Genomic DNA, 25,303 nt, shown 5'->3' on the forward strand with positions numbered 1-25,303 from the left:
GCCGATCCCTCGGGTTGGTAGATGGCCCCACCAGATCCGTCGGTCACCCGTATCGACGGTCCATGGCGCCATCTGGACGTGCACGCCAACGGCATTCGGTTTCACGTCGTCGAGGCGACACCGGACGACCAGGACACCACCATCGCCCCGACGGCGCGGCCGCTGGTGATCATGCTGCACGGCTTCGGCTCGTTCTGGTGGTCGTGGCGTCACCAGTTGCGTGGGCTGACCGGAGCTCGCGTGGTCGCGGTGGATCTGCGCGGCTACGGCGGCAGCGACAAACCGCCCCGCGGGTATGACGGCTGGACACTGGCCGGCGACACCGCCGGACTGATCCGCGCACTGGGACACACGTCGGCCACGCTGGTCGGTCACGCCGACGGCGGCCTGGTGTGCTGGGCCACGTCGGTGTTGCACTCGCGGCGGGTGCGCGCGATCGCGGTGATCAGCTCCCCGCACCCGGGCGCGCTGCGGCACTCAGCGCTGACCCGCCGCGATCAAGGCCGCGCTTTGCTGCCCTCGTTGCTGCGCTACCAAGTGCCGATCTGGCCCGAACGCGCGCTGACCCGCCACAACGGAATCGGGCTCGAGCGTCTCATACGCAGCCGAGCCGGTGCTAAATGGGTTGCATCGGAAGACTTTTCCGAATCAATCGGTCATCTGCGCCAAGCGATCCAGATTCGGTCAGCCGCGCATTGCGCACTGGAGTATCAGCGCTGGGCGGTACGCAGCCAACTCCGCGAAGAGGGCCGACGCTTCATGAGATCGATGAGCCGGCCGTTCGGAATCCCGATGCTGCACATTCACGGCGATGCCGATCCCTACGTCCTGGACGATCCAGTCGAACGAACACAGCGCTACGCGCCGCACGGTCGCTACGTATCAATCGCTGGCGCAGGACATTTCACTCACGAAGAGAGGCCGGACGAAGTCAACGGCCACCTGTCGCGGTTCCTCGAGCGGGTGTACCGATCGCCACTCAACTGACGCACTCGCCGGTGGACACCGGCGTGGTGTCACCGATGTGCGCAAGCTGCGCGGCCACTTCTTTGGCGGTCAGCACAAAACCGGTGTCGTTGTCGTCGACCGCCGCGCCGAACACCACACCGATCACCTGACCGTTGAGGTCGATCAGCGGACCACCCGAATTGCCTTGTTCCACATTGGCTCTGACGGTGTAGACCTCGCGATTGATCGTCGCTTTCCGGTAGATGTCTGGCCCGTTGAGTTCGATGAGTTCGCGGATCCTGGCCGGCGTCGCCATGAACCCCCCACCACCCGGGTAGCCCATCACGATGCCTTCGGTGCCCGATGTCACCGGGGAGTTGGCGAACGCCAGCGGACCCGCCGGCAGGTGCGGCACCGAGAGAATCGCGATGTCGACCGTCGGGTCGTAGGACACCACGGTGGCGTCGTAAGGATTGCCGCTGGCCTCCACGGTGACGTTGTTCGATCCCGCCACCACGTGCGCATTGGTCATCACGCGGTCCGGTGACAGCACAAATCCGCTGCCCTCCAACACTTTCTGACAGCCGGGAGCGATCGCGCGGATCTTCACCACGCTTGGTTCGGTGTTCGCGACGACGGGATTTTTGGCCAGCGTGGCGTCCGGGGCCGCCACCGCCACGACTGGTGTGCGACTGAACGGCTCCAGCACCTGTGGCAGACCCGAGGTGTCCAGCAGCGCGGACAACCGCTTGGGCACTGTCTTCAGCCATTCCGGCGCATAGTCGTTGACCTGTGCCAGTACCCGCGAACCACGCACTGCCGCAGCCAAACTGGGCTGACCCGCCGACGACGTCAACGGCGTCGCCAGCATCCACGCCGCCACCAGCACCACGACCAGCTGCACGGCCACACCGATCAGCGAGTCGAAGAATCGGACCGAGTTGGAGTGAATCGCACCGCGGACCGCGCGGCCCAGCACCACGCCGGCGACCTCGCCGACCACGACCAGCGCAAGGATCAAGAACAACGCGGCGAACAGCTTGGCTCGCGGCGCGGCGACATGCGCGACGAGGTGCGGAGCCAGCAGCACGCCCGCGATCGCTCCGAGCAGCACGCCGACGAACGAGAGCAGCGAGCCGAGCGCACCTGAACGCCAGCCCGAGACCGCGGCTATGAAAGCCACTGCCAGCACCGCGATGTCCAACCATTGTGAGGAGCTCATCAGGCCTCATCCTCGTCGCCGACCAGTGCCATCGCTTCGTCCAGCTCGCGAACATCACTGGCGTCCCAGGGCTTTGCCCAACCAGCGACATCCAACATTGCCGAGATCACCTGACCGGTGAAGCCCCAGACCAGCATCTCGTTCAACAGAAACGCCGGACCGGCGAAGCGGCGGCTGAAGGTGCGGCGATACACCGTCAGCCGGTTGGCGGGATTGATAAAGGCCCGAACCGGAACTCGGGCCACCATTGCTGTTTCAGCCTGATCCACGACGGTCACCGGCCCCGGGTCCGGCGAATACGCCAGCACTGGGACGACGTGAAAACCCGACGGCGCGATGAAGGTTCGCTCCATCGTGACCAGTGGATGCAGTCTGCCGGTGTCGATTCCGGTCTCCTCGCGCGCCTCGCGCAGCGCGGTCGCCACCGGCCCGTCGTCATCGGGATCGGATGCGCCGCCGGGGAAAGCGGCCTGGCCGGCGTGGTGACGCAACGTGGCGGCCCGCACGATCAGCAGCAGGTCCGCGTCGTCAGGAAGGGAGTCGGGTGCGTCGGCGCTCGACTGCGGGCCCGAAAACAGCACCAGCACTGCCGCTTCGCGTCCGCCGTCACCCGCCGCGGCCTTCGAGGCGGTCACCATTGCCAGCACATCGGCGGGCAGGCGTCGCCGGTAGGCGTCAGGTATCTCACCGACGTTGTCGACTAACGGACGCAACCAGGGCGGGCTGAGCTCAGGCGCCAAGACATCCGAACCAAGACGCTGGGGAGTGCTGCCTCCGCTCACCGACGCCTCCCTCGTACATCCAACCGCCCGAAGCTCCCCCGGGCCGCTCCGCGGTGCGCATCGTCGATCGGCGTCATCGTGTCTGAGCTCCGACCGCAACCATGATCTCGTCGGCTGTGGCGAAAGCGCGTGGCAGCGTTTTCGCAACGCTACCGTCCGAGTCCAACACCACTGTCGCGGGCATCACATTGGGCACTCGCAGCGCCGCCGCGACCCGACGACTGCCGTCCTGCAGCGTCGGCAGCCGGACGCCCAGCTCCGCCAGCCGCAGCAAGCCGGCCGTCTCGTTCTCGTCCTGGTGCACAGTCACCACCATCACGTCGGATCCGACCCGTCGTTGGTACTCCGCCATGGCCGGGAGTTCGGCCGCGCACGGCCCGCACCAGTACGCCCACAGGTTCAGCACGACGCGGTGGCCGGCCAGCGCCGGCCCGACGTCGACGACCGAGCCATCGGCGGCGCATTCGGCCGTCACGTCGCGCAAAGCCGCCGAGCCTCGCTGCCCACCCGGATGCGGACACGGGGCCAACTCGGCGCGTTGGCGTGGTCCGGCCAGCGCCGCCGCACCGTCGGCGTCACGGTGCTCGCGAGCAGACGCGGCCGACGGGGGGTTGGGCGAGTGCGACGCGTCCCGCAGTTCCACCAGCAATGCCACCAGCAGCGCGGCCACCGCCACCAGGACCGCGACGGTCCAGCGGGTGGCTCGAGAGGTGAACGTGATCAAGGGAACCCCGACGCAGCGCCGCGCTACAGCCCGGCCATCGCCAGGAGGTGTTCGGTTTCCGGTCCCTGCACCAGCGCGGCGGCGATCTCCGGCTCGGTCGGCCCAGTCCCGAATGACGGGCAATCCTTGGCCAGCACGCACACCCCGCAGGCCGGTTTGCGGGCGTGGCACACCCGGCGACCGTGAAAGATCACCCGGTGACTGAGCAGGGTCCACTCCTTACGTTCGATGAGTTCGCCGATGGCGTGTTCGACCTTGACCGGGTCCTCCTCGGTCGTCCAGCCCCATCTCCGGACCAGGCGCCCGAAATGGGTGTCGACGGTGATTCCAGGAACGTCGAACGCATTGCCCAGGATGACGTTCGCGGTCTTGCGCCCCACACCGGGCAGGGTCACCAGTTCGTCCATGGTGTTGGGCAGTTCGCCGTCGAATCGCTCGATCAACGCTTGACCGAGGCCAATCAACGACGTCGCTTTATTGCGATAAAAACCGGTTGGCCGAATGAGAGTTTCGAGTTCTTCGCGATCGGCCTGCGCGTAATCCAGTGCGGTGCGATAACGGAGGAACAACGCAGGGGTGGTGAGATTTACCCGCTTGTCCGTGCTTTGCGCCGACAAGATCGTCGCCACCGCGAGCTCCAGCGGCGTGGTGAAGTCCAACTCGCAATGCGCATCGGGAAACGCCTGTGCGAGTTTACGATTCATCCGGCGGGCCCGGCGCACCAAGCCGGTTCGGGTCTCCGGGAGCCAACGGCGGGCGGCGGCGGCGCCGGCCCCGGTAGAGGCTTTGCCGGCGGCGCGAGAAGGTTTGGCCGTTGTCACCTAGACAGGGTACTCATTCGTGATCCCGCTGAGACCTTGGCCGTGTTTACTGGCTGCTTGTGTCCTGGTTGCTGGTTGCATTCATCCCTGGGTTGCTAATGCTCGCAACTTTAGGGCTTCAACGGCTCGAAGCCGGCTTGGAAAAAGACACGCTCACGGCAAGTGACGTCGCGGAGTTTCTCGACCAGGCCGAACCGATTGATGTGCGCACATTGGCCCGGGAGGGAATGCCCGAGGCCCTGGACTCCCTGCACCGCCGGATCAACTACGAAACGGCGCCTCTACCCAGCAGCGCGGAACCCGTTACCGATCAATGGTGGGCGGCCACCTTAATCTCCGCCCCTAATCAACCCGCCTCACCCAGACATCGGCATCAGCATTCGCAGGCGAATCGGCAATTTGCGCCGCGTGAGCATGCCAATCGTGTGTAGCGTTGGCACGTCGAGTAAAAGGCTTACCTCCTAGACTCGGGGGCGGCCGGTGCGCTAGGAGGTCCCCGCTTGCGGGGGCGGCCGGGCAATCGACCGAGAACAGCTCTAGTCACCTGAATAGCTAAAGGGGCAACGTGGACGAGATCCTGGCGAGGGCCGGAATCTTCCAGGGCGTCGAACCGAGCGCCGTCGCCGCCCTGACCAAGCAACTGCAACCCGTCGACTTCCCGCGCGGACACACAGTTTTCGCGGAGGGTGAGCCGGGTGATCGGCTCTACATCATCATTTCCGGCAAGGTCAAGATCGGCCGCCGCTCACCGGACGGCAGAGAAAATCTGCTGACCATCATGGGTCCGTCCGACATGTTCGGTGAATTGTCGATCTTCGACCCCGGACCGCGTACCTCCAGCGCGACGACCATCACCGAGGTTCGTGCGGTGTCGATGGATCGCGACGCGCTGCGGGCCTGGATCGCCGATCGTCCCGAGATCGCCGAGCAGCTACTGCGCGTGCTGGCCCGCCGGCTGCGCCGCACCAACAACAACCTCGCCGACCTGATCTTCACCGACGTGCCCGGCCGGGTCGCCAAACAGCTGCTGCAGCTGGCTCAGCGGTTCGGCACCCAGGAGGGCGGTGCGATGCGGGTGACCCACGACCTGACTCAGGAAGAGATCGCTCAGCTGGTCGGCGCCTCACGCGAGACGGTGAACAAGGCGCTGGCCGACTTCGCCCACCGCGGCTGGATTCGCCTGGAGGGCAAGAGCGTGCTGATCTCGGACTCCGAGCGCCTGGCCAGGCGCGCGCGCTAGCGACGCAGATAGTCCAGCTGGGCCTGCACCGACCACTCCGCGACGTCCCACAGCTCCTCGTCGACGTCGACGTAGACGTGCTCGACGACCTGACGCGTCGTGGCCTCATCGCCGAGTGTGCGCAGCGCCGACCGCACCTGCTCCAGCCGCTGCTCCCGATGGGCGAGGTATCCCGCCGCCACCGCTTCCACGTTGGCCAGGTCGGGGCCATGCCCGGGCAGCACGGTGCGCTGACCCAGTCCACGCAGCCGGTGTAGCGAATCCAGGTAGTCCGCCAGGCTGCCGTCCTCGTTGTCGATGACGGTCGTTCCCCGGCCCAGCACGGTGTCGGCAGTCAGCACCGCATCGTCGAGGACGAACGACAACGAATCGGCGGTGTGGCCGGGTGTCGCCCACACCCTGATGCTCAGGCCTGCAGCGTCGATCACCTCGCCGTCGGTGAGCTCGCCCGACAGGCCACGCAGAAATCCGCTGCCCGCCGAGCGAACCGGTGCGCCGGTCAGGTCGACCAGCTTGTCGATCGCGTCGGTGTGGTCGCCGTGCCGATGGCTGATCAGGACCAGCGCGATGTGGCCCACCCCGGCCAGTGTCGCGATGTGCTGGTCGTCGTCGGGTCCGGGATCGACCACCACCACCTCGTCGCTGCCCGGGCCGCGCAGCACCCAGGTGTTGGTGCCCTCCAGTGTCATCAGGCCCGGGTTGTTGGCCAGCAGCACCGACGCGGTATCGGTGACCGGGCGCAACTCGCCGTAAGCGGGATGCGTCAGCGTCTCAGCGGTTCCGGTCACGCCCGCTACCCGACCTCGACCACCAGTTCAACCTCGACCGGGGCGTCCAACGGCAATTCGGCGACGCCGACCGCCGAGCGCGCATGCACGCCGTTGTCGCCGAACACGTCGGCCAGCAGATCCGAGGCGCCGTTGACCACGCCCGGCTGAGCGTTGAATCCCGGTCCGGACGCGACGAATCCGACCACCTTCACCACCTGGGTCACCGAGTCGATACCCACCAGCGAATGGATAGCTGCCAGGGCGTTGAGCGCGCAGATCCGGGCCAGTTCCTTGCCCTGTTCGGGGGCGACGTCGACGCCGACCTTGCCCGTTCGCACCAGCTTGCCGTCCTGCATCGGCAACTGGCCCGAGGTGTAGACCAGGTTTCCGCTGCGCACCGCGGGCACGTACGAGCCCAACGGCTTCACGACGACCGGCAAGTCGACTCCGAGCTCGGCGAGCCGGGCCGTTGCGCTCACTTCGGGCGCTTCAGATATGCCACATGCTGCTCGCCGGTCGGGCCGGGCAGCACGGCGACCAGCTCCCACCCGTCTGCGCCCCACTGATCGAGGATCTGCTTGGTGGCGTGGGTCAGCAGCGGGATCGTCGCGTACTCCCAGGTTGTGGGTTGGCTCATATCCCGAGCTTATCGGCAGGCCGGTCGGGCGATCTGGTTAGCATGCAGGGGTGGGGACCACATCGAGCGGCGGCAGCACCATCGGCTGGCCATCGCGATTGTCGAAGGCTCGGCTGCATTTCGTGACCGGCAAAGGCGGCACCGGCAAATCGACGGTTGCGGCCGCGCTCGCGCTGACCCTGGCGTCCGGTGGACGCAAGGTGCTGCTCGTCGAAGTCGAAGGGCGTCAAGGGATTGCGCAACTCTTCGATGTGCCGCCGCTGCCCTACAAGGAGATCAAGATTGCCAGCGCCGAGCGCGGCGGCCAGGTCAATGCGCTGGCGATCGACATCGAGGCCGCCTTCCTGGAATACCTCGACATGTTCTACAACCTCGGCATCGCCGGCAAAGCCATGCGTCGCGTCGGTGCGATCGAGTTCGCGACGACGATCGCTCCGGGTCTGCGCGATGTCTTGCTCACCGGCAAGATCAAGGAGTCGGTGATCCGGGTCGACAAGAACAAGCTGCCGGTCTACGACGCGATCGTCGTCGACGCGCCCCCGACCGGTCGCATCGCGCGCTTCCTGGACGTCACCCGGGCGGTGTCGGACTTGGCCAAGGGCGGCCCGGTCTACTCGCAGGCCGAGGGCGTGGTGAAGATCCTGCACTCCGATCAGACGGCCATCCACCTGGTCACCCTGCTGGAAGCGCTGCCGATGCAGGAGACCAAGGAAGCCATCGACGAGTTGCAGGAAATGGGGCTGCCGATCGGTTCGGTGATCGTCAACCGCAACATCCCGGTCTATTTGCAGCCCGACGATCTCGCCAAGGCCGCCGAGGGCGATGTCGACGCCGATGCGGTACGGGCGGGCCTGGCCACCGCCGGGATCAAGCTCAGCGACGACGACTTCGCGGGCTTGCTCACCGAGACCATTCAGCACGCAACCCGGATCGGCGCACGCGCATCGACTGCCGAGGAACTCGACGAGCTGAAGGTGGCACGGTTGGAGCTGCCGACCATTGCCGACGGTGTCGATCTGGGCAGCCTCTACGAGCTATCGGAATCGCTTGCGCAGCAGGGAGTTCGATGAGCACGACACCGCCGACTCTTGATATCGCCGGCATTCTCGAGGACACCACCAACCGCGTCGTGGTGTGCTGTGGCGCGGGTGGGGTCGGGAAGACCACCACCGCCGCGGCCATGGCGCTGCGCGCGGCGGAGTACGGCCGCACGGTGGTGGTCCTGACGATCGACCCGGCCAAGCGATTGGCACAGGCGTTGGGAATCAGCGACCTCGGTAATACCCCGCAACGCGTGCCGCTTGCTCCAGAGGTACCCGGCGAGCTCTACGCGATGATGCTCGACATGCGTCGCACCTTTGACGAGATGGTGATCCAGTACTCGGGATCCGATCGCGCACAGGCGATTCTGGACAACCAGTTCTACCAAACGGTCGCGACCTCGCTGGCCGGCACGCAAGAATACATGGCGATGGAAAAGCTCGGCCAATTGCTGGCCGAGGACCGCTGGGACCTGGTCGTCGTGGACACTCCGCCGTCGCGCAACGCGCTGGACTTCCTGGATGCACCCCAGCGGCTCGGCAGCTTCATGGACAGTCGACTGTGGAAATTACTGCTGGGGCCCGGGCGCGGGATCGGGCGACTGGTCACCGGCGCGGTCGGCTTGGCGATGAAGGCGCTGTCGACCGTCCTCGGTTCGCAGATGCTCTCCGACGCTGCAAGTTTCGTGCAATCGCTGGACGCCACCTTCGGCGGCTTCCGGGAAAAGGCCGACCGCACCTACTCACTGCTCAAGCGGCGGGGCACTCAATTCGTCGTGGTGTCGGCGGCCGAGCCGGATGCACTGCGGGAAGCGTCGTTCTTCGTAGACCGGCTTTCCGAGGAAAGCATGCCGCTGGCCGGGCTGATCTTGAACCGCACGCATCCGATGTTGTGCTCGTTGCCGGTGGAACGCGCCATCGACGGCGCCGAGACATTCGACAGCGACGGCGCGAACGCCTTGACCAAAGCCATCTTGCAGATCCACGCCGACCGCGCTGCGACGTCCAAGCGAGAGATCCGGCTGCTGTCCCGATTCACCGGGGCCAACCCCCACGTGGCAATTGTCGGCGTGCCGTCGCTACCGTTCGACGTCTCCGATCTGGAGGCGCTGCGTGCGATCGCCGACCAGATGACCGGGGCCGGCTAGGAATTGCGGCTGTTAGCCGACGCTGCGGTGCTTGCGCTGGGTATTGAAGAACTCCGCCCAGGACACCACCTCGGGGTGCTGCTTGAGCAGCGCCCGCCGCTGACGTTCGGTCATCCCACCCCAGACGCCGAACTCGACACGGTTATCCAGCGCGTCAGCGCCGCACTCCAACATCACCGGGCAGTGCCGACAGATCACCGCGGCCTTCCGCTGTGCCGCCCCCCGAACAAACAGCTCATCAGGGTCGGCGGCCCGACACAGCGCCTTAGAAACCCAGGCGATCCTCGACTCTGCCTCAGCCCCGAACGGTATGGTGGCTGCAGGAACTGTTGCGTTCGTCTTATGCACCGCGGTCCGAATACCTGACACCAGCGATTCCCCTTCGCTCCTGCCACCGGTGTGGCACCCACTGTGTGATCCAGAAACCCGATGCGACCTGTGCCACACTGTCCCGGTCGGTGTTACCTGTATCTCATTGTGTGGATAAGCTACGTGGTCAGGTACCAATTACGCAACATTCTTTGACCCCCTTTTTTGGGACGACCGTGCAGTCCGATCATGAAAGGGACTCCGGACCCGGAGAATCTGGCGGGTAATAGCCGCCTGAGCTGCGACTGAGAGAAACCTAAGGCGCCGCCATCGGGGGAGAGGTCCTCGTCGACCACTCGCGCAGACTTCGGTCGCAGCGCCGCTAGTGTAGTTGCCATGTCCGAGCGCCCCGCGACCGCGGTCACCATTGCCAGGCTCGCCGGGTGCTGCCTGCTCGCCAGCATCATCGTCGCCGCCCTGCTGTTTCCCATCGCCGGTGGCATCGGGCTGGTGTCCAACCGGGCCTCCGAAGTCGTCGGCAATGCCTCGGCGCAACTTCTCGAAGGCGATGTCCCGGCGGTGACCACGATGGTGGACGCGAAGGGCAACACCATCGCCTGGCTGTACTCGCAGCGCCGATTCGAAGTGCCCAGCGACAAGATCGCCAACACCATGAAGTTGGCCATCGTCTCGATCGAAGACAAACGATTCGCCGAGCACAACGGCGTTGACTGGAAGGGCACGCTGACCGGGCTGGCCGGCTACGCCTCGGGCGACGCCGAAACCCGCGGTGGCTCGACGATCGAGCAGCAGTACGTCAAGAACTACCAATTACTGGTGATCGCGCAGACCGATGCCGAAAAGCGTGCGGCGACCGAGACCACCCCGGCGCGCAAACTGCGCGAGATCCGGATGGCGCTCACTTTGGACAAGACCTTCACCAAACCGGAGATCCTGACCCGCTACCTCAACCTGGTGTCGTTCGGTAACAACGCCTTCGGCGTGCAGGACGCGGCGCAGACGTATTTCGGCGTCAACGCCACGGACCTGAACTGGCAGCAGGCCGCCCTGCTCGCCGGACTCGTCCAGTCGACCAGTGCGCTCAATCCCTACACCAACCCGGACGGCGCGCTGGCCCGCCGAAACCTGGTCCTGGACACCATGATCCAGAATATTCCCAACGAGGCCGACGCGATACGCGCCGCCAAGGCCGAGCCGCTGGGAATTCTGCCGCAGCCCAAGGAATTACCGCGCGGCTGCATCGCGGCTGGTGATCGCGCGTTCTTCTGCGACTACGTGCAGGCCTACCTGGCGCGCGCCGGCATCAACAAGGAACAGCTGGCTCGCGGCGGCTATCTGATCCGCACCAACCTGGATCCCGATGTACAGGAGCCGGTCAAGCACGCGATCGACACCTACGCCAGCCCTACCCTCGAGGGCATCGCCAGCGTGATGAGCGTGATCCGGCCCGGCAAGACCTCGCACAAGGTCGTCGCAATGGCCAGCAACCGGACGTACGGGCTGAACAGCGAGGCCGGCGAAACCATGCGGGCACAACCGTTCTCACTGGTCGGCGACGGCGCCGGGTCGATTTTCAAGATCTTCACCACCGCGGCCGCGATGCAGATGGGCATGGGCATCAACACCCAACTCGAGGTGCCGGGCCGTTTCCAGACCAAGGGCATGGGCAACGGCGGCGCCAAAGGCTGCCCCAAAGAAACCTGGTGCGTGATCAACGCCGGGAACTACCGCGGGTCGATGAATGTGACCGACGCGCTGGCCACGTCGCCCAACACCGCGTTCGCTCGGCTGATTCAACTCGTGGGTGTGCAGCGAACCGTCGACATGGCGGTCAAGCTCGGGCTGCGGTCCTACGCCGAGCCCGGCAGCGCCCGCGACTACGACCAGGAGAGCAACGAGAGCCTGGCCGACTTCATCAAGCGGCAGAACATCGGCTCGTTCACGCTGGGCCCGTTCGAGCTGAACGCGCTGGAGCTGTCGAACGTGGCGGCGACGCTGTCCTCCGGCGGTAAGTGGTGCCCGCCGAATCCCATCGACAAGCTGATCGACCGCAACGGCAACCAGGTGGCCGTCACTACCGAAGCCTGCGACCAAGTGGTGCCCGAAGGGCTGGCCAACACGCTGGCCAACGCGATGAGCAAGGACGCGCTGGGCAGCGGCACCGCCGCCGGTTCCGCCGGAGCCGCCGGCTGGAATCTGCCGGTGTCCGGAAAGACCGGCACCACCGAGGCGCACCGGTCATCGGGGTTCGTCGGCTTCACCAACCAGCTGGCCGCCGCCAACTACATCTACGACGACTCCACGTCGCCGTCCGACCTGTGTTCGTCGCCGCTGCGGCGCTGCGGCGACGGAAACCTGTACGGCGGCAACGAGCCGGCCCGCACCTGGTTCACCGCGATGAAGCCGATCGCCACACTTTACGGTGACGTGAAGATGCCGCCGACGGATCCGGAGTACGTCGAAGGCGGCCCCGGATCTCGGGTACCAAGCGTCGCCGGTCTGGATGTCGACGCCGCCCGTCAGCGCCTGAAAGACGCCGGCTTCCAGGTCGCCGAGCAGCCCGCGTCGATCAACAGCAGCGCAAAATACGGCGAGGTAGTGGGGACCACTCCCAACGGGCAGACGATTCCCGGTGCGGTCATCACCATCCAGACCAGTAACGGCATTGCGCCGCCGCCGCCGCTGGAAGGCGTCCCCGGAGGTCCGCCGCCGGTGGGTTCGCAAGTGATCGATATCCCGGGGCTTCCGCCGATCACCATTCCGATCCTGGCGCCGCCGCCTCCATAGCAAGTCTGCTGGTGTGTGACGCGCCGCTGTCTGGCGAGCGGCAGTACGCTGGCCTGCATGCCCTCCGCCATGACCGCTCTGAAAAGTACCGGTGCCGTCGCGCTTGGATCGGCTGCTGCCGGGATCGGCTACGCCTCGCTGATCGAGCGCAATGCGTTCGTGCTGCGCGAGCTGACCATCCCGGTACTGGACCCGGGTTCATCGCCGTTGCGGGTGCTGCACATCAGCGACCTGCATATGCGGCCCGGTCAGCGCCGCAAGCAGGCGTGGCTGCGTGAACTTGCCGGCTTGGAGCCCGACCTGGTTGTGAACACCGGCGACAACCTGGCCCACCCCCGGGCGGTGCCGGCAGTAGTCCAGAGCCTCGGCGATTTGCTTTCGGTGCCCGGCGTCTTCGTCTTCGGCAGCAACGACTACTTCGGTCCGCGGCCGAAGAACCCGTTAAATTACTTGGCCAACCCCGGTCACCGGGTGCACGGTCAGCCGCTGCCCTGGCAGGACCTGCGGGCGGCATTCACCGAACGCGGCTGGTTGGACCTGACTCATAACCGTCGCGAATTCGAGGTAGCGGGCTTGCACATCGCGGCCGCGGGTGTGGACGATCCGCACATTGCCCGGGATCGCTACGACGCGATCGCCGGTCCGGCCAGCCCGGCCGCCGACCTGCGGCTGGGACTGACTCATTCGCCGGAGCCCCGGGTGCTGGACCGCTTCGCCGCCGACGGCTACCAAATGGTGATGGCGGGCCACACCCACGGCGGACAGCTGTGCCTGCCGTTCTACGGAGCGCTGGTGACCAACTCCGGCCTGGATCGCTCGCGCGCCAAAGGCCCGTCGCGCTGGGGCGCCAACATGCGGCTGCACGTGTCCGCTGGGATCGGCACGTCTCCGTACGCGCCGGTACGGTTCTGCTGCCGACCCGAAGCCACCTTGCTGACATTGATTGCGGCGCCCATCGGCGGGCGCGAGGCGCAACGCGACCGTAGCCGGTCGCAACCCACGTATTCGGTGGGCTAACTCGCTATCCGGAGGCAAATCCCCGACTGGAACGGATGTGATCTGCGCGGCGGTTGCGGACTACTGCTGCCGGCCGAAGTGGTTGCTGAGCCAATGCTCTTTGGCGGGGTGCCGGGGCGGTGCGATACGCTGTCGTGGCTTCACGCGGGGTGTGGCGCAGCTTGGTAGCGCGCTTCGTTCGGGACGAAGAGGTCGTGGGTTCGAATCCCGCCACCCCGACTGTGTTTTGGCTAGCAGGCTCAACAAGTCTGCTACGCAGATTGCCGCACCGTACCCGGTACGTTTTCCTCGGCAGTTTCACTGTCGCCGTTGGCGATTGATGGTCGCAGGGCCGCCGTCCGATGCTGGTCCAGAACGTCAGCCAAGGCATCCAGGTCCGTGTCGAAAAGGTCGGCGTAAGTTTTCAGCGTCAGGCTCGGGTCCTCGTGGCCGAGCATGCGGGCGAGTGTAAGTACATTGCCGCCCGCTGACACCGCCAAGCTGGCGGCTGTATGCCTCAGATCATTCGGTGTGACCATCGGGAAATCGGCCAGTGAGTCTCGGGCGACGTTGAAGACACGAGGTCTCCAGAGAGACACGCGCAGAGTCCCACCGTTCGAAGCAGAGAAGAGCAGATCCTTTGGACCCTTGCCAGCCATCTGCTCACCGAGTTCGGCTGCCAAGAACACCGGGAAAGGCACTGAGCGACGCTCATGGTCTTTCGGTGACTTCCAGTTCAGCTGACCGTCCGCCTCTGCTACCGCTCGCGTGATCTGCAAGCGACGACGAAGCAAGTCCACCGACGCAACTGAGAGCGCAGCCAGTTCACCCCAGCGCAGACCTGTGTAAGCCAAGAGACGAACCACCAGTCCGTGGTCTTCCCCGACGGCGGTCGCCAGCTCCTCCACTTGGAGGTGGTCAAGGTAGGCCCTCGGCCTGTGCCGACGCCTGGGAGCATTTATGCCCTCGCAAGGGTTGCGGATCAGCCGCCCGTCGTCGACCGCATCTTTGAGGACCATTCGCAGGACACCGAGCGCATTCTCAATCGTGGGCACGCCGATCCCGGCCTCAACCAAGTCGGCCACCCACGCCTTGACGTCGGGAGGCGATACTTCCGTCAACTGGAGGTCGGCCCACTTATCAGCGACATGTGCTCGCCAGGTGTGCTGCCTCGTAGCTCTGGTCGTCTGTGCGATGTCCGCTTTGCGAATCCATAGCGAGAACTGCTGCGCCACTGTCCATTCGCCCGCCACGGGAGGTGCGATGTCTAGTCCTGTGCGGGTGATCTGTTTCAGCCATTCGTTGGCCTCGGCTTTGTATCGGAATCGCTTGGTCCGCTCTCTGCCGTTGGTGTCGACGTAGCGTGCCCGGTACTGCTTACCTGTGCCGTAGAGCTTCGTCCGCTCGCCGGATCTGCTGACCCATAGGTTCTCAACGCCTTGACGCGCTCCCCGGCTGCTGTTTCATGGCTCGAATCGTAAAGTACGCATCCAACTATGGAACTGGCGATTTCCAACCCACCCAGTTGTGCCACATGTACGGGCGTGGCACAACTGGCATAACAGCCAAACAGATTGGGCAACAACGATTTACTAGCTCGACGTAAACCTGGCCGTGGTGTGATTAACGAGAACAAGTTGGAGTGGTTGGCCGACAACAGCTACCGCGACTTAGGGAGAGATCATGTCCGACAAAGTGAAACCCGACGACGAACTGCTCAACATCAACGACGCCGCTAACCTGAGCGGCCACAGCATCGCTACCTACCGCTGGTATCGCGCCACCGGTACAGGGCCAAAGAGTTGGAAGTGCGGTCGATACGTCCGGTACTGGCGCTCGGACGTCGTCGCGTGGATGTCCGCACAAGAGTCCACAACCGCCAGGGGCGGCGGCCTTCCAATCGGGCAAGGCGGGTAACCGCCGCATGCTGTATCTCTACCCCGCCTTCCCCCCTTCCCATCTTCGACGAGCACACCAGAAAGCTACGACCCAGAGGAGCAAGTGGTGACCACAGTTCAACTACACAAAGCGAGCGATATGGCGTCATCGAAGCCCGTGCTTTGGAGACTGGCCCCCGGGCTATCTTGCAGCAGGCAAAGTGAATCTACTGGTGGGGGCTGAAGGAATTGGCAAGTCCCTCTGGGCGATTCGGGCGGCTGCATCGATCACCACCGGTACCCCATGGGGACCGTTCACCGCTGGAGGCAGTCCTGCCGACGCGATCTTGATCGTCACCGAGGACGGCTGGGAGGACACCGTGCGGCCACGGCTTGAAGTCGCTGGTGCGGACCTGGACCGTTTGCACGTCTTGTGCGTGGACCAAGACGGCACCGGCACACCCACCTTCCCTGAGGACATGTCCGTGCTGCAGGACAACGGAGTAGTACCAAGCCTGGTAGTTGTCGATGCGTGGATCGACACGGTGGCAGGTGGTCTGCAGGTCAAGGATACCCAGAAGGCTCGCCAGGCCGTCAGCCCGTGGAAGAAGCACGCGGCCAAGTCGGGAGCAGCCGTCCTGCTAGTGACGCACACGAATCGTCAAGAGAGCCAGGATATTAGAAACACATACGGTTTGTCTGGCGGGTTGCGGCAGGTAGCACGTAGCACTATGTATGCCCTTGAAGATCCCGGCAGCCAGGCACTGATCGTTGGGCCGGACAAGAGCAACCTCGGGGCCAAGGGCGTGGCCCACTGGTTCGAAAAGACGCCCGTGCAGCACTTCGCGGCAACCACGAACAGCGACGGGACTGTGGCTCTCCTGGACTCCATTTGCGATGACCACAGGACGATTCAGGAGGTGCTCGCCGAGCAAAATGACGTAGCTAGGCCGGTACCCAAGACGAACGCAATTGATCTGTGGCTCAGGGACATTCTGTCCGATGGCCCGGTGCCATCTGCAGAGCTTCTCACCATGGCTAACGCCGAGGGCTACAGCGAAGACCAGCTACGGGGTGCGCGTGATCGAGTCGGCGCGACGAGGAAAAGGGTAGGTAGCAAGTGGATGACAAGCCTGTGAGCGCACCTAAGTCAGGAAGATGGGAAGGCGGGAAGACGGGACGAGGCCTGCCAGCCTCGGCGGTGCCCCGTGACTTTCCGTTTGATAGCGAAATGCAATTGCAAGGCTCGGGCCAATGAGGCCGCAGAGAGGGGGCGGTACAGCAGGCCGTGTCCGCGCCGCGAGCGCGGAAGGGGTACCCCGCCACCCAAGTGAGTTCTGTTGGCACCCGCCCCGGTGTGCCAGTTGTGCCACTCCGGATGCCGGGCACAACTGGCACGGGTGGCGATACGCGAATGCACCGGACATGGTGTCACCGCCTGCCTGCTGTGAGATTCTGCAGGTATGTCCGCTCCTCCTGCGGCTGCTCCTTCGGGAGTGGTGACGTTTCTGTTCACCGATGTGGAGGGTTCGACCCGTCGGTGGGAGTCCGATGCGGATGCGATGCGGGTGGCGCTGGCCGCCCATGACGAGGTGCTACGTCGGGCAATTGAGGCGCACGGCGGCTGGTTGTTCAAGCACACCGGCGACGGTGTGTGTGCCGCGTTCGCGTCGCCCAGGTCTGCGGTGGATGCCGCGGTGGCCGCCCAGGGGGCGCTGGAGTTGCCGGTGCGGATGGGGCTGGCGACCGGCGAGGCCGAACTGCGCGACGGGGATTACTTCGGTGCGGTGCTCAATCGCGCTGCGCGGGTGATGGCCGCCGGTCATGGCGAGCAGATCCTGTTGGCCGAGTCGACCGCGGGCCTGCTCAGCGGAGTCGATCTGCTGGATCTGGGGCCGCGCCGGTTGCGGGACCTGCCGACGCCGGTTGGGGTGTTCCAGGTCCAAGTCGACGGCCTGCGCACGGACTTTCCACCCTTGCGGGCACTGGATGCGAGTCCGGGGAACCTTCGGCCTCAGACCACAAGTTTCATCGGACGCGAGTCCGAGGTCGCCGAGTTGCAAGCGGCGGTCAAGGCTCATCGGTTGGTGACGTTGACCGGGGTAGGCGGGGTCGGCAAAACCCGGCTGGCGACCGAGGCCGCGGCGCGGCTGGCCCATGAGTTCCCCGACGGAGTCTGGTTTTTCGAGCTGGCCGCAGTCACCGACCCAGCGGCGATACCCGACGCAGTGGCGGCGCTGCTGGGCATCACCCAGCAACCGGGCAAGACAGTGACCGAATCGGTGGCCTCCGCCTTGGAGGGCAGAGTCCGGCTGCTGGTGTTCGACAACTGCGAGCACGTTGTCGACAGTGTCGCGGATCTGATCGAGGCGATCCTGGCCGCCTCGGCGACCGTCACGATTCTGGCGACCAGCCGCGAAGGAGTGGGGGTCAGCGACGAACAGTTATGGCGTGTCCCGTCGCTCGACGTCAACTCCGGAACCGAATCGGCTGCGGTGGACCTTTTCCTCGACCGCGCCCACAGTGTCGTGTCGGACTTCTCGCTGGCCCAGCCCGGCGAGGCGGACGCTGTCGTGGAAATCTGTCGCCGCCTGGACGGCATCCCGTTAGCCATCGAGTTGGCGGCCTCGCGGATGGCATCGTTGACCGCCAGCGACGTGCGTGATCGGCTGGATCACCGTTTCCGGCTGCTGGTGGGATCGCGGCGCGGCCTGGCACGCCACCAAACGCTCCGCCATGCGGTGGCCTGGTCTTACGACCTGCTCGACAACGCGGAGAAGGTTCTGCTGGACCGATGTTCGGTGTTCGCGGGCGGCTTCGACCTCGAAAGTGCTTGTGCGGTAGCCGGATCCGATCAAGACGAATTCGAAGTGCTGAATCTACTGGACGCGCTGGTGCGCAAGTCGCTGCTCGTGGCGGATCGCTCGTCTGGGCATGCCCGGTTTTCGATGTTGGAGACGATCCGCCAGTTCGCCGAGGACCAACTCGTCGTGCGCGGTGAAGCATCCGCGATTCGGACCGCCCACTCGCGGTGCTTCGCCGGACGCGAAGCCGACATCCTGGCCCTGTGGGACGGCCCCCGCCAACGTGAGGCCTACGACTGGTTCACGGTCGAGCTGGCGAATCTGCGTACCGCGTTTCGGTGGGCCTCCGACCACAACGACCTCGACACAGCCGCTGTCATTGCCGTCTACGCGACATCGCTCGGCATTTTCCTCGCGCAGTATGAGCCATCGGCGTGGGCCGAGGAACTCATTGAGGCCGCGAAGGCCATCGAACACCGCCGGCTAGCCCAGCTCTATGTGGCGGCAGCGCAATGCTATGCGTCCGGACGGATTGACGATGGGATCGACTACGGCGAGGCCGGCTTGGTACTTCTCGAAAGTGGACGTTTCGATCAACTACCGCACGAAGGCGAAGTCTGGCTGGGCGGTGCGTACCTGGCGAAGGGTTGGCCCGAGCGTTTTGTCGAGGTATGCCGCAACGTGTTGGCACGAAGCCCAAGCACTCATGCGTTTGCCCGCGCTTGCTTGGTTCAGGCGTTGGCAATGACCGGCGCGGATGACGAGGCAATGGCGGTATCAAAGGGCCTCTTGGCCAGCGCCGATGCAACCGGCAATCCCCAGGTCGTGTGTTACGCCCTCCTGGCGTACGGCACCGTCCACTTCAACGTCGATCCCGTCGCAGCGTATGAAGCACACCGTCGGGGCCTGCAGATCGCTCAAGATAGCGGCAATCGATTTGCAGAGTCATACCATGCGGGAATGCTGGCAAGGTTTGCGGCCACCTGCGCCGAGGTTACGGACGCTCTCGACTACGCGACTCTGGCGATCCGCAACTTCCACGACTCCGGCAGTTTTTCCATATTGCCTAGCGCGATTGCAATCCTCGCCACGTTGTTAGGTCGGCTCGAACACTACGAAGCCGCCGCCACCATCAGTGGCTTCGCCGCTACCGCCTTCACCCGGTCAACTTATCCCGAGTTCGACACGACAATCGCGCACCTACGTCAAGTGCTCGGCGACCAGACCTACGAATCGCTGGCCCGCAAGGGTGACACGATGACCACCGCCGCGATGGTGACGTACGCATATGACCAAATCGAGCAGGCCCGAACAGAACTCGAACACCCTGGTTGAGTTGCGCGAGTCGCGTATCCAACGCGAGAGCGGCGCAGCATCCTCTCAATCGCCCTTGCCAGGGCCACCACTTCTCCTTCCATGCGTCCATTTGGGGTACACCCGTACTGGACAGCTCGCGGCATGGCAGACGGTTGTCAAATTAGGGTCCGTACGCCCTTTGATTGACATGTGTCCTTAAACGTCTTAGAGTCTACTTTGACAGTCCATCGAGCGTAGGAGTCCGTGATGGGACAGCGAATCGGTTACCTGCGAGTGAGCAGCGTCGATCAGAACACGGACCGCCAACTGGACGGGATCGAACTCGACAAAGTGTTCACCGATAGGGCGAGCGGCAAGGACACCGACCGACCGGAGCTGGCCCACGCAATCGACTACGTCCGCGAGGGTGACACGCTCGTCGTCCACTCCATGGACCGACTCGCACGCAACCTCGAAGACCTGCGCCGCATTGTTCGGGAACTGACAGGCCAGGGCGTGCGTGTCGAGTTCAGCAAAGAGAACCTGACATTCGCAGGTGATGATTCACCGATGAACACGCTCCTGCTGTCGATGCTCGGAGCTGTTGCGGAGTTCGAGAGGTCGATGATCCTTGAACGTCAGCGGGAGGGAATCGCCCTCGCCAAAGCTGCCGGGAAGTACAAGGGACGTAAAGCGTCACTTTCGCCGACGCAGGCTAGTGAGCTACGCGAACGCCTGGCCAAGGGCGCATCTGTTACCGCACTCGCCACGGAATACGCCGTCAGCCGTCAGACCGTCTATAACTACAAGATCGCCTGACTCCGACCAGTAACGGAGCGGCGTCAGTCGATGATCGAACGGTTCGGATCTCTCGACGGCAGTTGAGGTGAGGCCGGTTTTGCCCCAAGCTCTGCCGGATAGGTGTCGTACAACTCCTTGATTGCATCAGCCGTTGCGTTGACCGCGCGCGTGATCGTGTCGGGTTGTGGGCCACTAACGTCTTTGTCCCACGGGTCGGCTGCGTTGGGGTCGTCGCTGCCTTGGACAACTTTCATAATCAGGTCTGCGACGGCCGTGTATGCATCATGCAACTCGTCCGAGGGCGTGGCGCGAGCCATTGCCCGAAGTCGTTGTGCGCCAACCACGGCGCGTTCAACAAACCCGCGCGCTGCGGGCCAGGCTACTTCTGGGATCGTCGTCTTGAGCCGAATTTTTTTGTCGACGCACAATACGTAAGACTGTACGGCGGTCGCAGCATCTAGCAAGGCCGCCTGACAGTCGCGAAGTTGTGCGATCTCAGCATCTCTGCGTCGCTGCGCCGCCGTAAGGAGTGCCGTCTTCTGCGTTAAGCCGCGATTGAAGTGATTAGAGATCCAGGTGGAGATCGCATTCCCGGCCGGAATCCCTACAGCCGTAAGCAACAAAAACCACACTGCGGTTTGCAACTGCCCTCCCTTTCAGATCCGCGCGAACGTCGGCTTCCCGTAACGCTGAATTAGGACAGCAGTTGCTCGAAGAGCATGCTGACGTCCTGCGGGGTCCAGTGAGGGCTGTCGGCCAGGGCACGTTGTACGACGCGAAGCTTGAGTCCTGTACCGAACTCGCGGAGCGGTAAGAAAACATCGACTAGCCGTTTCTCCCATTCGTGGCCCTGAACGTCAAGCACGAACCGAGGGACCGCAGCGCTTCCGCCACCGATGTAACCGACCGTGACTAGGGCATCATCATCGCCTGTCGCCCGTGTGCGCGATGTCACGTAGTCGGCTGCAGCCTGTGCGTGTAGCTGGCTGAGTTCGAAGTGACGTATGTCCGTGCCAACTATGTCGACCGGGCGGCCACTTGCGGTGAGGGCCGCGGGGTCTGTGACAGTAACACCGGGAATCTGTGACATCAGGCTGAGAAAGTGCTGGTCCGCATCGGCTGCCGGTCCACTTGTACCCCCGGATGCGGAGGGCGGCGGGGAACCGCACGGACACCACTGTGCGACACCGCCGTGGTGTGAACATGTACCGCTTCGGGTTCCACTGTGGGAGTAAAGGTGATCTGCACACATGGCGGTTGCACCCACCGGGTTGTCGTCTACTCCCTCCCGACTGTCCGCAGGCGCTACGGCTGTCGGGCCAATGGCGGCCGTTGCGATGGCTGCTGCTGCGATGAGAGTTGCACGAACACGCACTGTGCCCATCCCCCCGAAGCTCGTCCTCGTTCATGACGTTGCCCGACGGAACGGCAGCGTATGTGACGGAGCGCTCGACCACCCCCTGATTGGTGAAAAATGCGCCGTCGCTGACCACGCTCGTTAACCTCGGCGATTCCGATGTGTGATCCGATGCGATACGCAGGCCGGTACGTTTTTCCATCCGACGGCAGTTGCTAACGACTGGGGATTAGTGACGAAGAATGCCTGATCAGCAGCCACTATCCACCATTAGCCGTGACTATCCCATGTGGCCCATCTTCCATGTTCGCCGTCGTTCGGGACGAAGAGGTCGTGGGTTCGAATCCCGCCACCCCGACTGTGTTTTGGCTGGTAGCAGGCTCAACAAGTCTGCCACGAAGCTTTTACCCGTCAGTTTCACTGTCGCCGTTGACAATTGACGTTGCAGTGCAGCCGTACGGCGTTGGTCGAGTACATCTGGCAACGCATCCAGGTCCGTTCTGCACCGCGCTCGCCACGAATGTGGCGTAAGCCGTCAGGCCATTTACAACTACTAGATCGCCTGACTTGGAATAGTTACGGGATGGGCCTGCAATGCCCAGTCTCTCCGTGTTCAACCGTGGGGGCTGAGATGAAGCGAACAGTCCCGACCGGCTGCGCCGGCATGGAGTCGCGACCGCCCAGAGCGGCCCGCGCATGGCAGGCGAGCCAGCATGTCCGCCCTGCCAACGTTGCAGACTCGGTGAGCAGCCGCAGTAGTGGGACCGCACTTCGCGGGGTCATAGGCCGTATCCGTTAGGCAGGCTCACACAGCGGCCCAGCCTTCGATGGAGAGGAATTGCTATGCGCGCCATCCAGATGGAACAGTTCGGCGACCCCGCGCAGGTGCTCCGCGTAGTCGACATCGAGGAGCCGCCGCCACCGGGTCCGCATGAGGTTCTGTTGAGCGTTGAGGTCTCGCCGTTGAACAAACACGACCTACTGGTAGTCGGCGGCATGCTGGCGCGACCACCCCTGCCCCACATACCAGGCGCGGAGGGGGTTGCGCGCGTGCTTGCCACTGGCGCCGAGGTCGATGGACTGCAGGTCGGCGATCTGGTCGTGCTACCTCTGTATGCCGGTGCGTGGCGTGAGCGGCTCGTCGTGCCTGCCGACGGCCTGTTCGCACTCCCCGCCGGCGGCGACATCGAGCAGTATTCGATGCTGGGCAGCAACCCCCCGACGGCAGGGTTGATGCTCAGTGAAGTCACCCCCCTGCAGCCCGGTGACTGGGTGGTTCAGAACGCCGCGAACTCCGGTGTGGGACGGTCATTGATCGCGCTAGCCAAACTTCGTGGGCTGAAGACGATCAACCTGGCCCGTGACGACGCAACGTTCGCCGAGCTCACAGCAGGCGGCGCCGACGTGGTCCACGTCGATGACCCCGATGCGGTCGGAGATGTTCGAGCAATGATCGGCGACGCGCGAGTGGCGCTGGCAGTGGAAGCCGTCGGGGGCCCGGGGGTGGCGCGGCTGCTCGAATTGCTGTCCGACGGTGGATGGTTGGTCAGCTATTCCTGGGCCAGGGACGAACCCATGCGGGTCGATACCTCGACACTGGTCGGCAAGCACCTCACCGTTCGCGGATTCTTTGTCGGCGATTTCGACTACCGCGACAAGGTGGTGCCGGTCATTCGTGAGGTGGCACCGCTGGTGGCCGACGGCGCCCTCGTTGTCCCCGTGGCGGGCGTGTACCCCCTCGAGCACATCCAGGACGCGGTGCAGCATCTCCTCCGCGGCGGCAAGATCCTCCTGAAAGTGGCGTAGCACTCCCAGGCTGCCTGGGGACTCTGGGTGTCCTGCTGGTCTCAGACTGCGAAGCCGCCTGGCCCAAAGGCTCGAAGATGATGGCGTTGGCCATCTCCGAGCTCACTAGCTCTCGTGGGCGGGATAGGCGTGGATCACCGCGGTAGTCAAGTGCGGCGCGAAAATCTCTTTGATCGCCCCGGGTAGCCCGTGTGGATGGGCATGTCCATGGCCGCCGTGAGTGTGTGTCATCGCTGAGTCGCCTTGCGGGGCTGACGATCACGGGCAATGCCGCGTACCGTGTCGTCGCTGCGGTGGTGGCGGGGCACCTCGGGGCCGGCATGTTCGGCGTTGTACACCGCGTCGACGACGAGCTGGCTGACGTGTTCGTTTTCCAGGCTGTAGAAGATCGTGGTGCCCTCGCGGCGGGTGCGCACCAGCCGCGCCATCCGCAGCTTGGCCAAATGCTGCGATACCGATGGCGCGGGCTTGCCCAGCTGTTCGGCGAGTTCGTTGACCGCCGACTCACCGCCGGTGAGCGCCCACAGGACCCTGATCCGAGTGGGGTCGGCAAGCATGCGGAACACTTCGACGATCAGGTTGACCTGGTCTTCGGGGATCGCAGCCGAGGTCTCATTACCTGCGTTCATACGCAGATAATAGCTTAGGCAGGAACTACCAGGCTATTCGTCGCGAGGGGCGCCCCGAAATAGGTGGCGTCCGAATCGACGACGACGGTTCGCCTCGTTGGCAGAGTTGAATGATCTGATCGCCGCCGCCGACCTGCTCGACGACGATCGGGTGATCACTGGCCGCCCGATCATCATCGGTGCCGCGTTCGCCCTGGAGGCGCCCGCGCGACTACGCACCAGCAGAACCACCACCCGAGGCAAACGGGTCAGCTAGGCCGCAGACCGACATTGAGCGGGTGAAGGCACGGATGGGCTGGCAGATGCCGTGGTACACCCTCACCGACGATTTCGACATCGACTTCGGCGTGGATGGGTGGCATGGCACGAACGCGTTCATCCGCTTGACCGATCAGGCTGGCGAGCGGGTGTTCCGCTCCTACTTCATCAACAATCGCGGCGACGAAGCGCTGGGCAGCCCTGCCCTCATGGACACAGGGCGCGCAAGTGACAGACTTCTGTCCGTGGATGGTCTTGAGATGGCCACCGCCGAGCGCACGGACCTAGCTGATCTTCTGGAGACTCTGACGCCCGGGCAGTGGGAGGCGCCGTCGCTTTGTGAGGGCTGGCGGGTACGGGACGTGGTCGCTCACGTCATGAGCTTCGACGGGGTCAGTCTTCTTGGCATGTTTCGCCGCGCCATCCGGGGTCGGAACCAGGTGGGTGTTGACGAACTCGCATCCCTCACTACCGAACAGCTCCTCCACAGGCTGCGGGCTCATCTGAGGCCACAGGGGCTGGCCACTATTCTCGGGGGCCGACTCGCCCTGCTCGACGTCACCATCCATCATCAGGACATCCGCCGTCCGCTGGGTATGCCTCGCCAGATCCCGACTGAACGGCTGCGGTGGGTCCTGGGGGCCAGCGTGTGCAGCCCCGAACTGCCGGCGTGGCGCCTCGCCCGCGGTATACGCCTGACCCCGACCGACCTGGACTGGACTCACGGCAAGGGACCGGAAGTCACAGGACCGGCAGAAGCCGTGCTGATGGCGATCACCGGCCGGCGAAGTGCCATCGGGGAGCTGGCCGGCCCAGGGCAGCCGGTGCTGGCCGGCCGGCTCGCCCGCTGAGCCCAGTCGAGGCGGCAAGCGCACGTGGGGGGAATCGCGGGTACGTCTAGCTAGACGGGGTGGGACCAAAATTCGTGCCGCCCCTGGGGCCAGATCACTTGACGAAACGCAGACGCCAAAGCATCCGGCAGTGATGGGCACAAGGGAGCTTTGTGGCCCCACAACATCAAGACGTCTAC

At 64.5% G+C, this 25,303-nt stretch carries 27 protein-coding genes, 1 tRNA gene and 1 pseudogene; 16 read left to right on the top strand and 13 right to left on the bottom strand.

Annotated elements, in window-relative coordinates:
• Nucleotides 1-21 precede the first annotated feature (21 nt).
• Nucleotides 22-987: an alpha/beta hydrolase gene (locus VGH54_RS02160; protein WP_331510290.1), complete on the top strand. Its 966-nt coding sequence runs from the start codon at nucleotides 22-24 to the stop codon at nucleotides 985-987.
• Here the strand turns inward: VGH54_RS02160 and marP are convergent.
• From marP to nth, 4 genes are all read right to left on the bottom strand, one after another.
• Complete coding sequence (gene marP, locus VGH54_RS02165) at nucleotides 980-2,170, bottom strand: acid resistance serine protease MarP (protein WP_331510291.1); 1,191 nt, start codon at nucleotides 2,168-2,170, stop codon at nucleotides 980-982. The two genes, VGH54_RS02160 and marP, sit on opposite strands and share 8 nt — an antisense overlap.
• On the bottom strand, nucleotides 2,170-2,952 hold the full coding sequence (locus VGH54_RS02170) for a CoA pyrophosphatase (RefSeq protein WP_331510292.1): 783 nt from the start codon (nucleotides 2,950-2,952) through the stop codon (nucleotides 2,170-2,172). Before VGH54_RS02170 ends, marP begins: the two co-directional genes overlap by 1 nt.
• Nucleotides 2,953-3,025: 73 nt before the next feature.
• A complete protein-coding gene (locus tag VGH54_RS02175; RefSeq protein WP_331510293.1) occupies nucleotides 3,026-3,676 on the bottom strand; it encodes a TlpA disulfide reductase family protein in 651 nt (216 codons plus the stop codon).
• A 23-nt stretch (nucleotides 3,677-3,699) separates the two neighbouring features.
• Nucleotides 3,700-4,380 carry an endonuclease III gene (gene nth / locus VGH54_RS02180; protein ID WP_331510313.1) on the bottom strand — a complete coding sequence of 227 codons (681 nt, stop codon included), beginning with the start codon at nucleotides 4,378-4,380 and terminating at the stop codon, nucleotides 3,700-3,702.
• Nucleotides 4,381-4,595: 215 nt separating this feature from the next.
• Here nth and VGH54_RS02185 point away from each other — a divergent pair, with 215 nt between their 5' ends.
• Complete coding sequence (locus VGH54_RS02185) at nucleotides 4,596-4,928, top strand: hypothetical protein (RefSeq protein WP_331510314.1); 333 nt, start codon at nucleotides 4,596-4,598, stop codon at nucleotides 4,926-4,928.
• 134 nt (nucleotides 4,929-5,062) lie between these two features.
• Nucleotides 5,063-5,737 (top strand): cAMP-activated global transcriptional regulator CRP, encoded by a 675-nt coding sequence (gene crp, locus VGH54_RS02190; RefSeq protein ID WP_023368605.1) that lies wholly within the window; start codon nucleotides 5,063-5,065, stop codon nucleotides 5,735-5,737.
• Here the strand turns inward: crp and VGH54_RS02195 are convergent.
• The 3 genes from VGH54_RS02195 to VGH54_RS02205 are packed head-to-tail and all read right to left on the bottom strand — an operon-like array spanning nucleotide 5,734 to nucleotide 7,144.
• Nucleotides 5,734-6,525, bottom strand: a complete 792-nt coding sequence (locus VGH54_RS02195; RefSeq protein ID WP_331510295.1) for an MBL fold metallo-hydrolase — start codon at nucleotides 6,523-6,525, stop codon at nucleotides 5,734-5,736. The genes crp and VGH54_RS02195 overlap by 4 nt on opposite strands.
• A gap of 5 nt (nucleotides 6,526-6,530) precedes the next feature.
• The gene (locus VGH54_RS02200) at nucleotides 6,531-6,986 is read right to left on the bottom strand and encodes a RidA family protein (RefSeq protein ID WP_331510296.1); all 456 of its coding nucleotides are present in this window, start codon (nucleotides 6,984-6,986) and stop codon (nucleotides 6,531-6,533) included.
• Entirely contained in the window at nucleotides 6,983-7,144 is a 162-nt protein-coding gene (locus VGH54_RS02205; RefSeq protein WP_331510297.1) for a hypothetical protein, read from the bottom strand. Before VGH54_RS02205 ends, VGH54_RS02200 begins: the two co-directional genes overlap by 4 nt.
• 50 nt (nucleotides 7,145-7,194) lie before the next feature.
• Between VGH54_RS02205 and VGH54_RS02210 the strand changes: the two genes are divergently transcribed.
• On the top strand, nucleotides 7,195-8,214 hold the full coding sequence (locus VGH54_RS02210) for an ArsA family ATPase (protein WP_331510298.1): 1,020 nt from the start codon (nucleotides 7,195-7,197) through the stop codon (nucleotides 8,212-8,214).
• Nucleotides 8,211-9,332, top strand: coding sequence for an ArsA family ATPase (locus VGH54_RS02215; protein ID WP_331510299.1), 1,122 nt, complete (start codon nucleotides 8,211-8,213; stop codon nucleotides 9,330-9,332). Before VGH54_RS02210 ends, VGH54_RS02215 begins: the two co-directional genes overlap by 4 nt.
• Before the next feature lie 12 nt (nucleotides 9,333-9,344).
• Here the strand turns inward: VGH54_RS02215 and VGH54_RS02220 are convergent, their stop codons facing one another.
• On the bottom strand, nucleotides 9,345-9,701 hold the full coding sequence (locus tag VGH54_RS02220; protein WP_414688622.1) for a WhiB family transcriptional regulator: 357 nt from the start codon (nucleotides 9,699-9,701) through the stop codon (nucleotides 9,345-9,347).
• Between the two features lie 336 nt (nucleotides 9,702-10,037).
• Between VGH54_RS02220 and ponA2 the strand changes: the two genes are divergently transcribed.
• The 3 genes from ponA2 to VGH54_RS02235 all read left to right on the top strand — a co-directional run bounded on the left by ponA2 (nucleotide 10,038) and on the right by VGH54_RS02235 (nucleotide 13,685).
• Nucleotides 10,038-12,449 (top strand): transglycosylase/D,D-transpeptidase PonA2, encoded by a 2,412-nt coding sequence (ponA2, locus tag VGH54_RS02225; protein WP_331510300.1) that lies wholly within the window; start codon nucleotides 10,038-10,040, stop codon nucleotides 12,447-12,449.
• 69 nt (nucleotides 12,450-12,518) lie between these two features.
• A complete protein-coding gene (locus tag VGH54_RS02230; protein WP_414688623.1) occupies nucleotides 12,519-13,466 on the top strand; it encodes a metallophosphoesterase in 948 nt (315 codons plus the stop codon).
• Between the two features lie 145 nt (nucleotides 13,467-13,611).
• Nucleotides 13,612-13,685 (top strand) — tRNA-Pro (locus VGH54_RS02235).
• A gap of 32 nt (nucleotides 13,686-13,717) precedes the next feature.
• On the opposite strand, the gene VGH54_RS02240 is transcribed toward VGH54_RS02235, so the two are convergent.
• Nucleotides 13,718-14,530, bottom strand: a complete 813-nt coding sequence (locus tag VGH54_RS02240; protein WP_331510302.1) for a site-specific integrase — start codon at nucleotides 14,528-14,530, stop codon at nucleotides 13,718-13,720.
• 598 nt (nucleotides 14,531-15,128) lie between these two features.
• Here VGH54_RS02240 and VGH54_RS02245 point away from each other — a divergent pair.
• From VGH54_RS02245 to VGH54_RS02260, 4 genes are all read left to right on the top strand, one after another.
• Nucleotides 15,129-15,362 (top strand): DNA-binding protein, encoded by a 234-nt coding sequence (locus VGH54_RS02245; RefSeq protein ID WP_331510304.1) that lies wholly within the window; start codon nucleotides 15,129-15,131, stop codon nucleotides 15,360-15,362.
• Between the two features lie 118 nt (nucleotides 15,363-15,480).
• Nucleotides 15,481-16,461: an AAA family ATPase gene (locus tag VGH54_RS02250; RefSeq protein WP_331510316.1), complete on the top strand. Its 981-nt coding sequence runs from the start codon at nucleotides 15,481-15,483 to the stop codon at nucleotides 16,459-16,461.
• Between the two features lie 324 nt (nucleotides 16,462-16,785).
• Nucleotides 16,786-19,461 (top strand): ATP-binding protein, encoded by a 2,676-nt coding sequence (locus tag VGH54_RS02255; protein WP_331510305.1) that lies wholly within the window; start codon nucleotides 16,786-16,788, stop codon nucleotides 19,459-19,461.
• 228 nt (nucleotides 19,462-19,689) lie between these two features.
• Entirely contained in the window at nucleotides 19,690-20,241 is a 552-nt protein-coding gene (locus VGH54_RS02260; RefSeq protein WP_331510306.1) for a recombinase family protein, read from the top strand.
• Nucleotides 20,242-20,264: 23 nt separating this feature from the next.
• Here the strand turns inward: VGH54_RS02260 and VGH54_RS02265 are convergent, their stop codons facing one another.
• Entirely contained in the window at nucleotides 20,265-20,867 is a 603-nt protein-coding gene (locus VGH54_RS02265; protein WP_331510307.1) for a hypothetical protein, read from the bottom strand.
• A gap of 50 nt (nucleotides 20,868-20,917) precedes the next feature.
• Nucleotides 20,918-21,607 (bottom strand): DUF3761 domain-containing protein, encoded by a 690-nt coding sequence (locus tag VGH54_RS02270; protein ID WP_331510308.1) that lies wholly within the window; start codon nucleotides 21,605-21,607, stop codon nucleotides 20,918-20,920.
• An 816-nt stretch (nucleotides 21,608-22,423) separates the two neighbouring features.
• On the opposite strand from VGH54_RS02270, the gene VGH54_RS02275 reads away from it, so the two are divergent.
• Complete coding sequence (locus tag VGH54_RS02275; RefSeq protein WP_331510309.1) at nucleotides 22,424-23,386, top strand: zinc-dependent alcohol dehydrogenase family protein; 963 nt, start codon at nucleotides 22,424-22,426, stop codon at nucleotides 23,384-23,386.
• 105 nt (nucleotides 23,387-23,491) lie between these two features.
• Here the strand turns inward: VGH54_RS02275 and VGH54_RS02280 are convergent, their stop codons facing one another.
• Both VGH54_RS02280 and VGH54_RS02285 read right to left on the bottom strand, forming a co-directional pair.
• On the bottom strand, nucleotides 23,492-23,617 hold the full coding sequence (locus VGH54_RS02280) for a hypothetical protein (RefSeq protein WP_331510310.1): 126 nt from the start codon (nucleotides 23,615-23,617) through the stop codon (nucleotides 23,492-23,494).
• A complete protein-coding gene (locus VGH54_RS02285; RefSeq protein WP_331510311.1) occupies nucleotides 23,614-24,015 on the bottom strand; it encodes a metalloregulator ArsR/SmtB family transcription factor in 402 nt (133 codons plus the stop codon). The genes VGH54_RS02280 and VGH54_RS02285 overlap by 4 nt, the downstream gene beginning before the upstream one ends.
• A 97-nt stretch (nucleotides 24,016-24,112) precedes the next feature.
• On the opposite strand from VGH54_RS02285, the gene VGH54_RS02290 reads away from it, so the two are divergent.
• The 3 genes and pseudogenes from VGH54_RS02290 (at nucleotide 24,113) to VGH54_RS02300 (ending at nucleotide 25,124) form a co-directional block, all read left to right on the top strand.
• Nucleotides 24,113-24,271, top strand: coding sequence for a hypothetical protein (locus tag VGH54_RS02290; protein ID WP_331510312.1), 159 nt, complete (start codon nucleotides 24,113-24,115; stop codon nucleotides 24,269-24,271).
• Nucleotides 24,195-24,461 (top strand): annotated as a pseudogene (locus VGH54_RS02295) (DUF899 family protein); the annotation flags it as partial. The gene VGH54_RS02290 and the pseudogene VGH54_RS02295, both read left to right, overlap by 77 nt.
• 21 nt (nucleotides 24,462-24,482) lie before the next feature.
• Complete coding sequence (locus VGH54_RS02300; protein WP_331510317.1) at nucleotides 24,483-25,124, top strand: maleylpyruvate isomerase family mycothiol-dependent enzyme; 642 nt, start codon at nucleotides 24,483-24,485, stop codon at nucleotides 25,122-25,124.
• Nucleotides 25,125-25,303: the final 179 nt, after the last annotated feature.

The organism is Mycobacterium sp. (assembly GCF_036488105.1).
In the GTDB taxonomy this organism is placed as follows: domain Bacteria; phylum Actinomycetota; class Actinomycetes; order Mycobacteriales; family Mycobacteriaceae; genus Mycobacterium.

Excerpts from the sequence above, each read along its gene's own strand:
- VGH54_RS02160 (WP_331510290.1), top strand. The coding sequence starts at position 22 with ATGGCCCCACCAGATCCGTCGGTCACCCGTATCGACGGTCCATGGCGC.
- marP (WP_331510291.1), bottom strand. The coding sequence starts at position 2,170 with ATGAGCTCCTCACAATGGTTGGACATCGCGGTGCTGGCAGTGGCTTTC.
- nth (WP_331510313.1), bottom strand. The coding sequence starts at position 4,380 with ATGAATCGTAAACTCGCACAGGCGTTTCCCGATGCGCATTGCGAGTTG.
- VGH54_RS02185 (WP_331510314.1), top strand. The coding sequence starts at position 4,596 with ATGCTCGCAACTTTAGGGCTTCAACGGCTCGAAGCCGGCTTGGAAAAA.
- VGH54_RS02205 (WP_331510297.1), bottom strand. The coding sequence starts at position 7,144 with ATGAGCCAACCCACAACCTGGGAGTACGCGACGATCCCGCTGCTGACC.
- VGH54_RS02215 (WP_331510299.1), top strand. The coding sequence starts at position 8,211 with ATGAGCACGACACCGCCGACTCTTGATATCGCCGGCATTCTCGAGGAC.
- ponA2 (WP_331510300.1), top strand. The coding sequence starts at position 10,038 with ATGTCCGAGCGCCCCGCGACCGCGGTCACCATTGCCAGGCTCGCCGGG.
- VGH54_RS02230 (WP_414688623.1), top strand. The coding sequence starts at position 12,519 with ATGACCGCTCTGAAAAGTACCGGTGCCGTCGCGCTTGGATCGGCTGCT.
- VGH54_RS02245 (WP_331510304.1), top strand. The coding sequence starts at position 15,129 with ATGTCCGACAAAGTGAAACCCGACGACGAACTGCTCAACATCAACGAC.
- VGH54_RS02255 (WP_331510305.1), top strand. The coding sequence starts at position 16,786 with ATGTCCGCTCCTCCTGCGGCTGCTCCTTCGGGAGTGGTGACGTTTCTG.
- VGH54_RS02260 (WP_331510306.1), top strand. The coding sequence starts at position 19,690 with ATGGGACAGCGAATCGGTTACCTGCGAGTGAGCAGCGTCGATCAGAAC.
- VGH54_RS02270 (WP_331510308.1), bottom strand. The coding sequence starts at position 21,607 with ATGGGCACAGTGCGTGTTCGTGCAACTCTCATCGCAGCAGCAGCCATC.
- VGH54_RS02275 (WP_331510309.1), top strand. The coding sequence starts at position 22,424 with ATGCGCGCCATCCAGATGGAACAGTTCGGCGACCCCGCGCAGGTGCTC.
- VGH54_RS02280 (WP_331510310.1), bottom strand. The coding sequence starts at position 23,617 with ATGACACACACTCACGGCGGCCATGGACATGCCCATCCACACGGGCTA.
- VGH54_RS02285 (WP_331510311.1), bottom strand. The coding sequence starts at position 24,015 with ATGAACGCAGGTAATGAGACCTCGGCTGCGATCCCCGAAGACCAGGTC.
- VGH54_RS02300 (WP_331510317.1), top strand. The coding sequence starts at position 24,483 with ATGGACACAGGGCGCGCAAGTGACAGACTTCTGTCCGTGGATGGTCTT.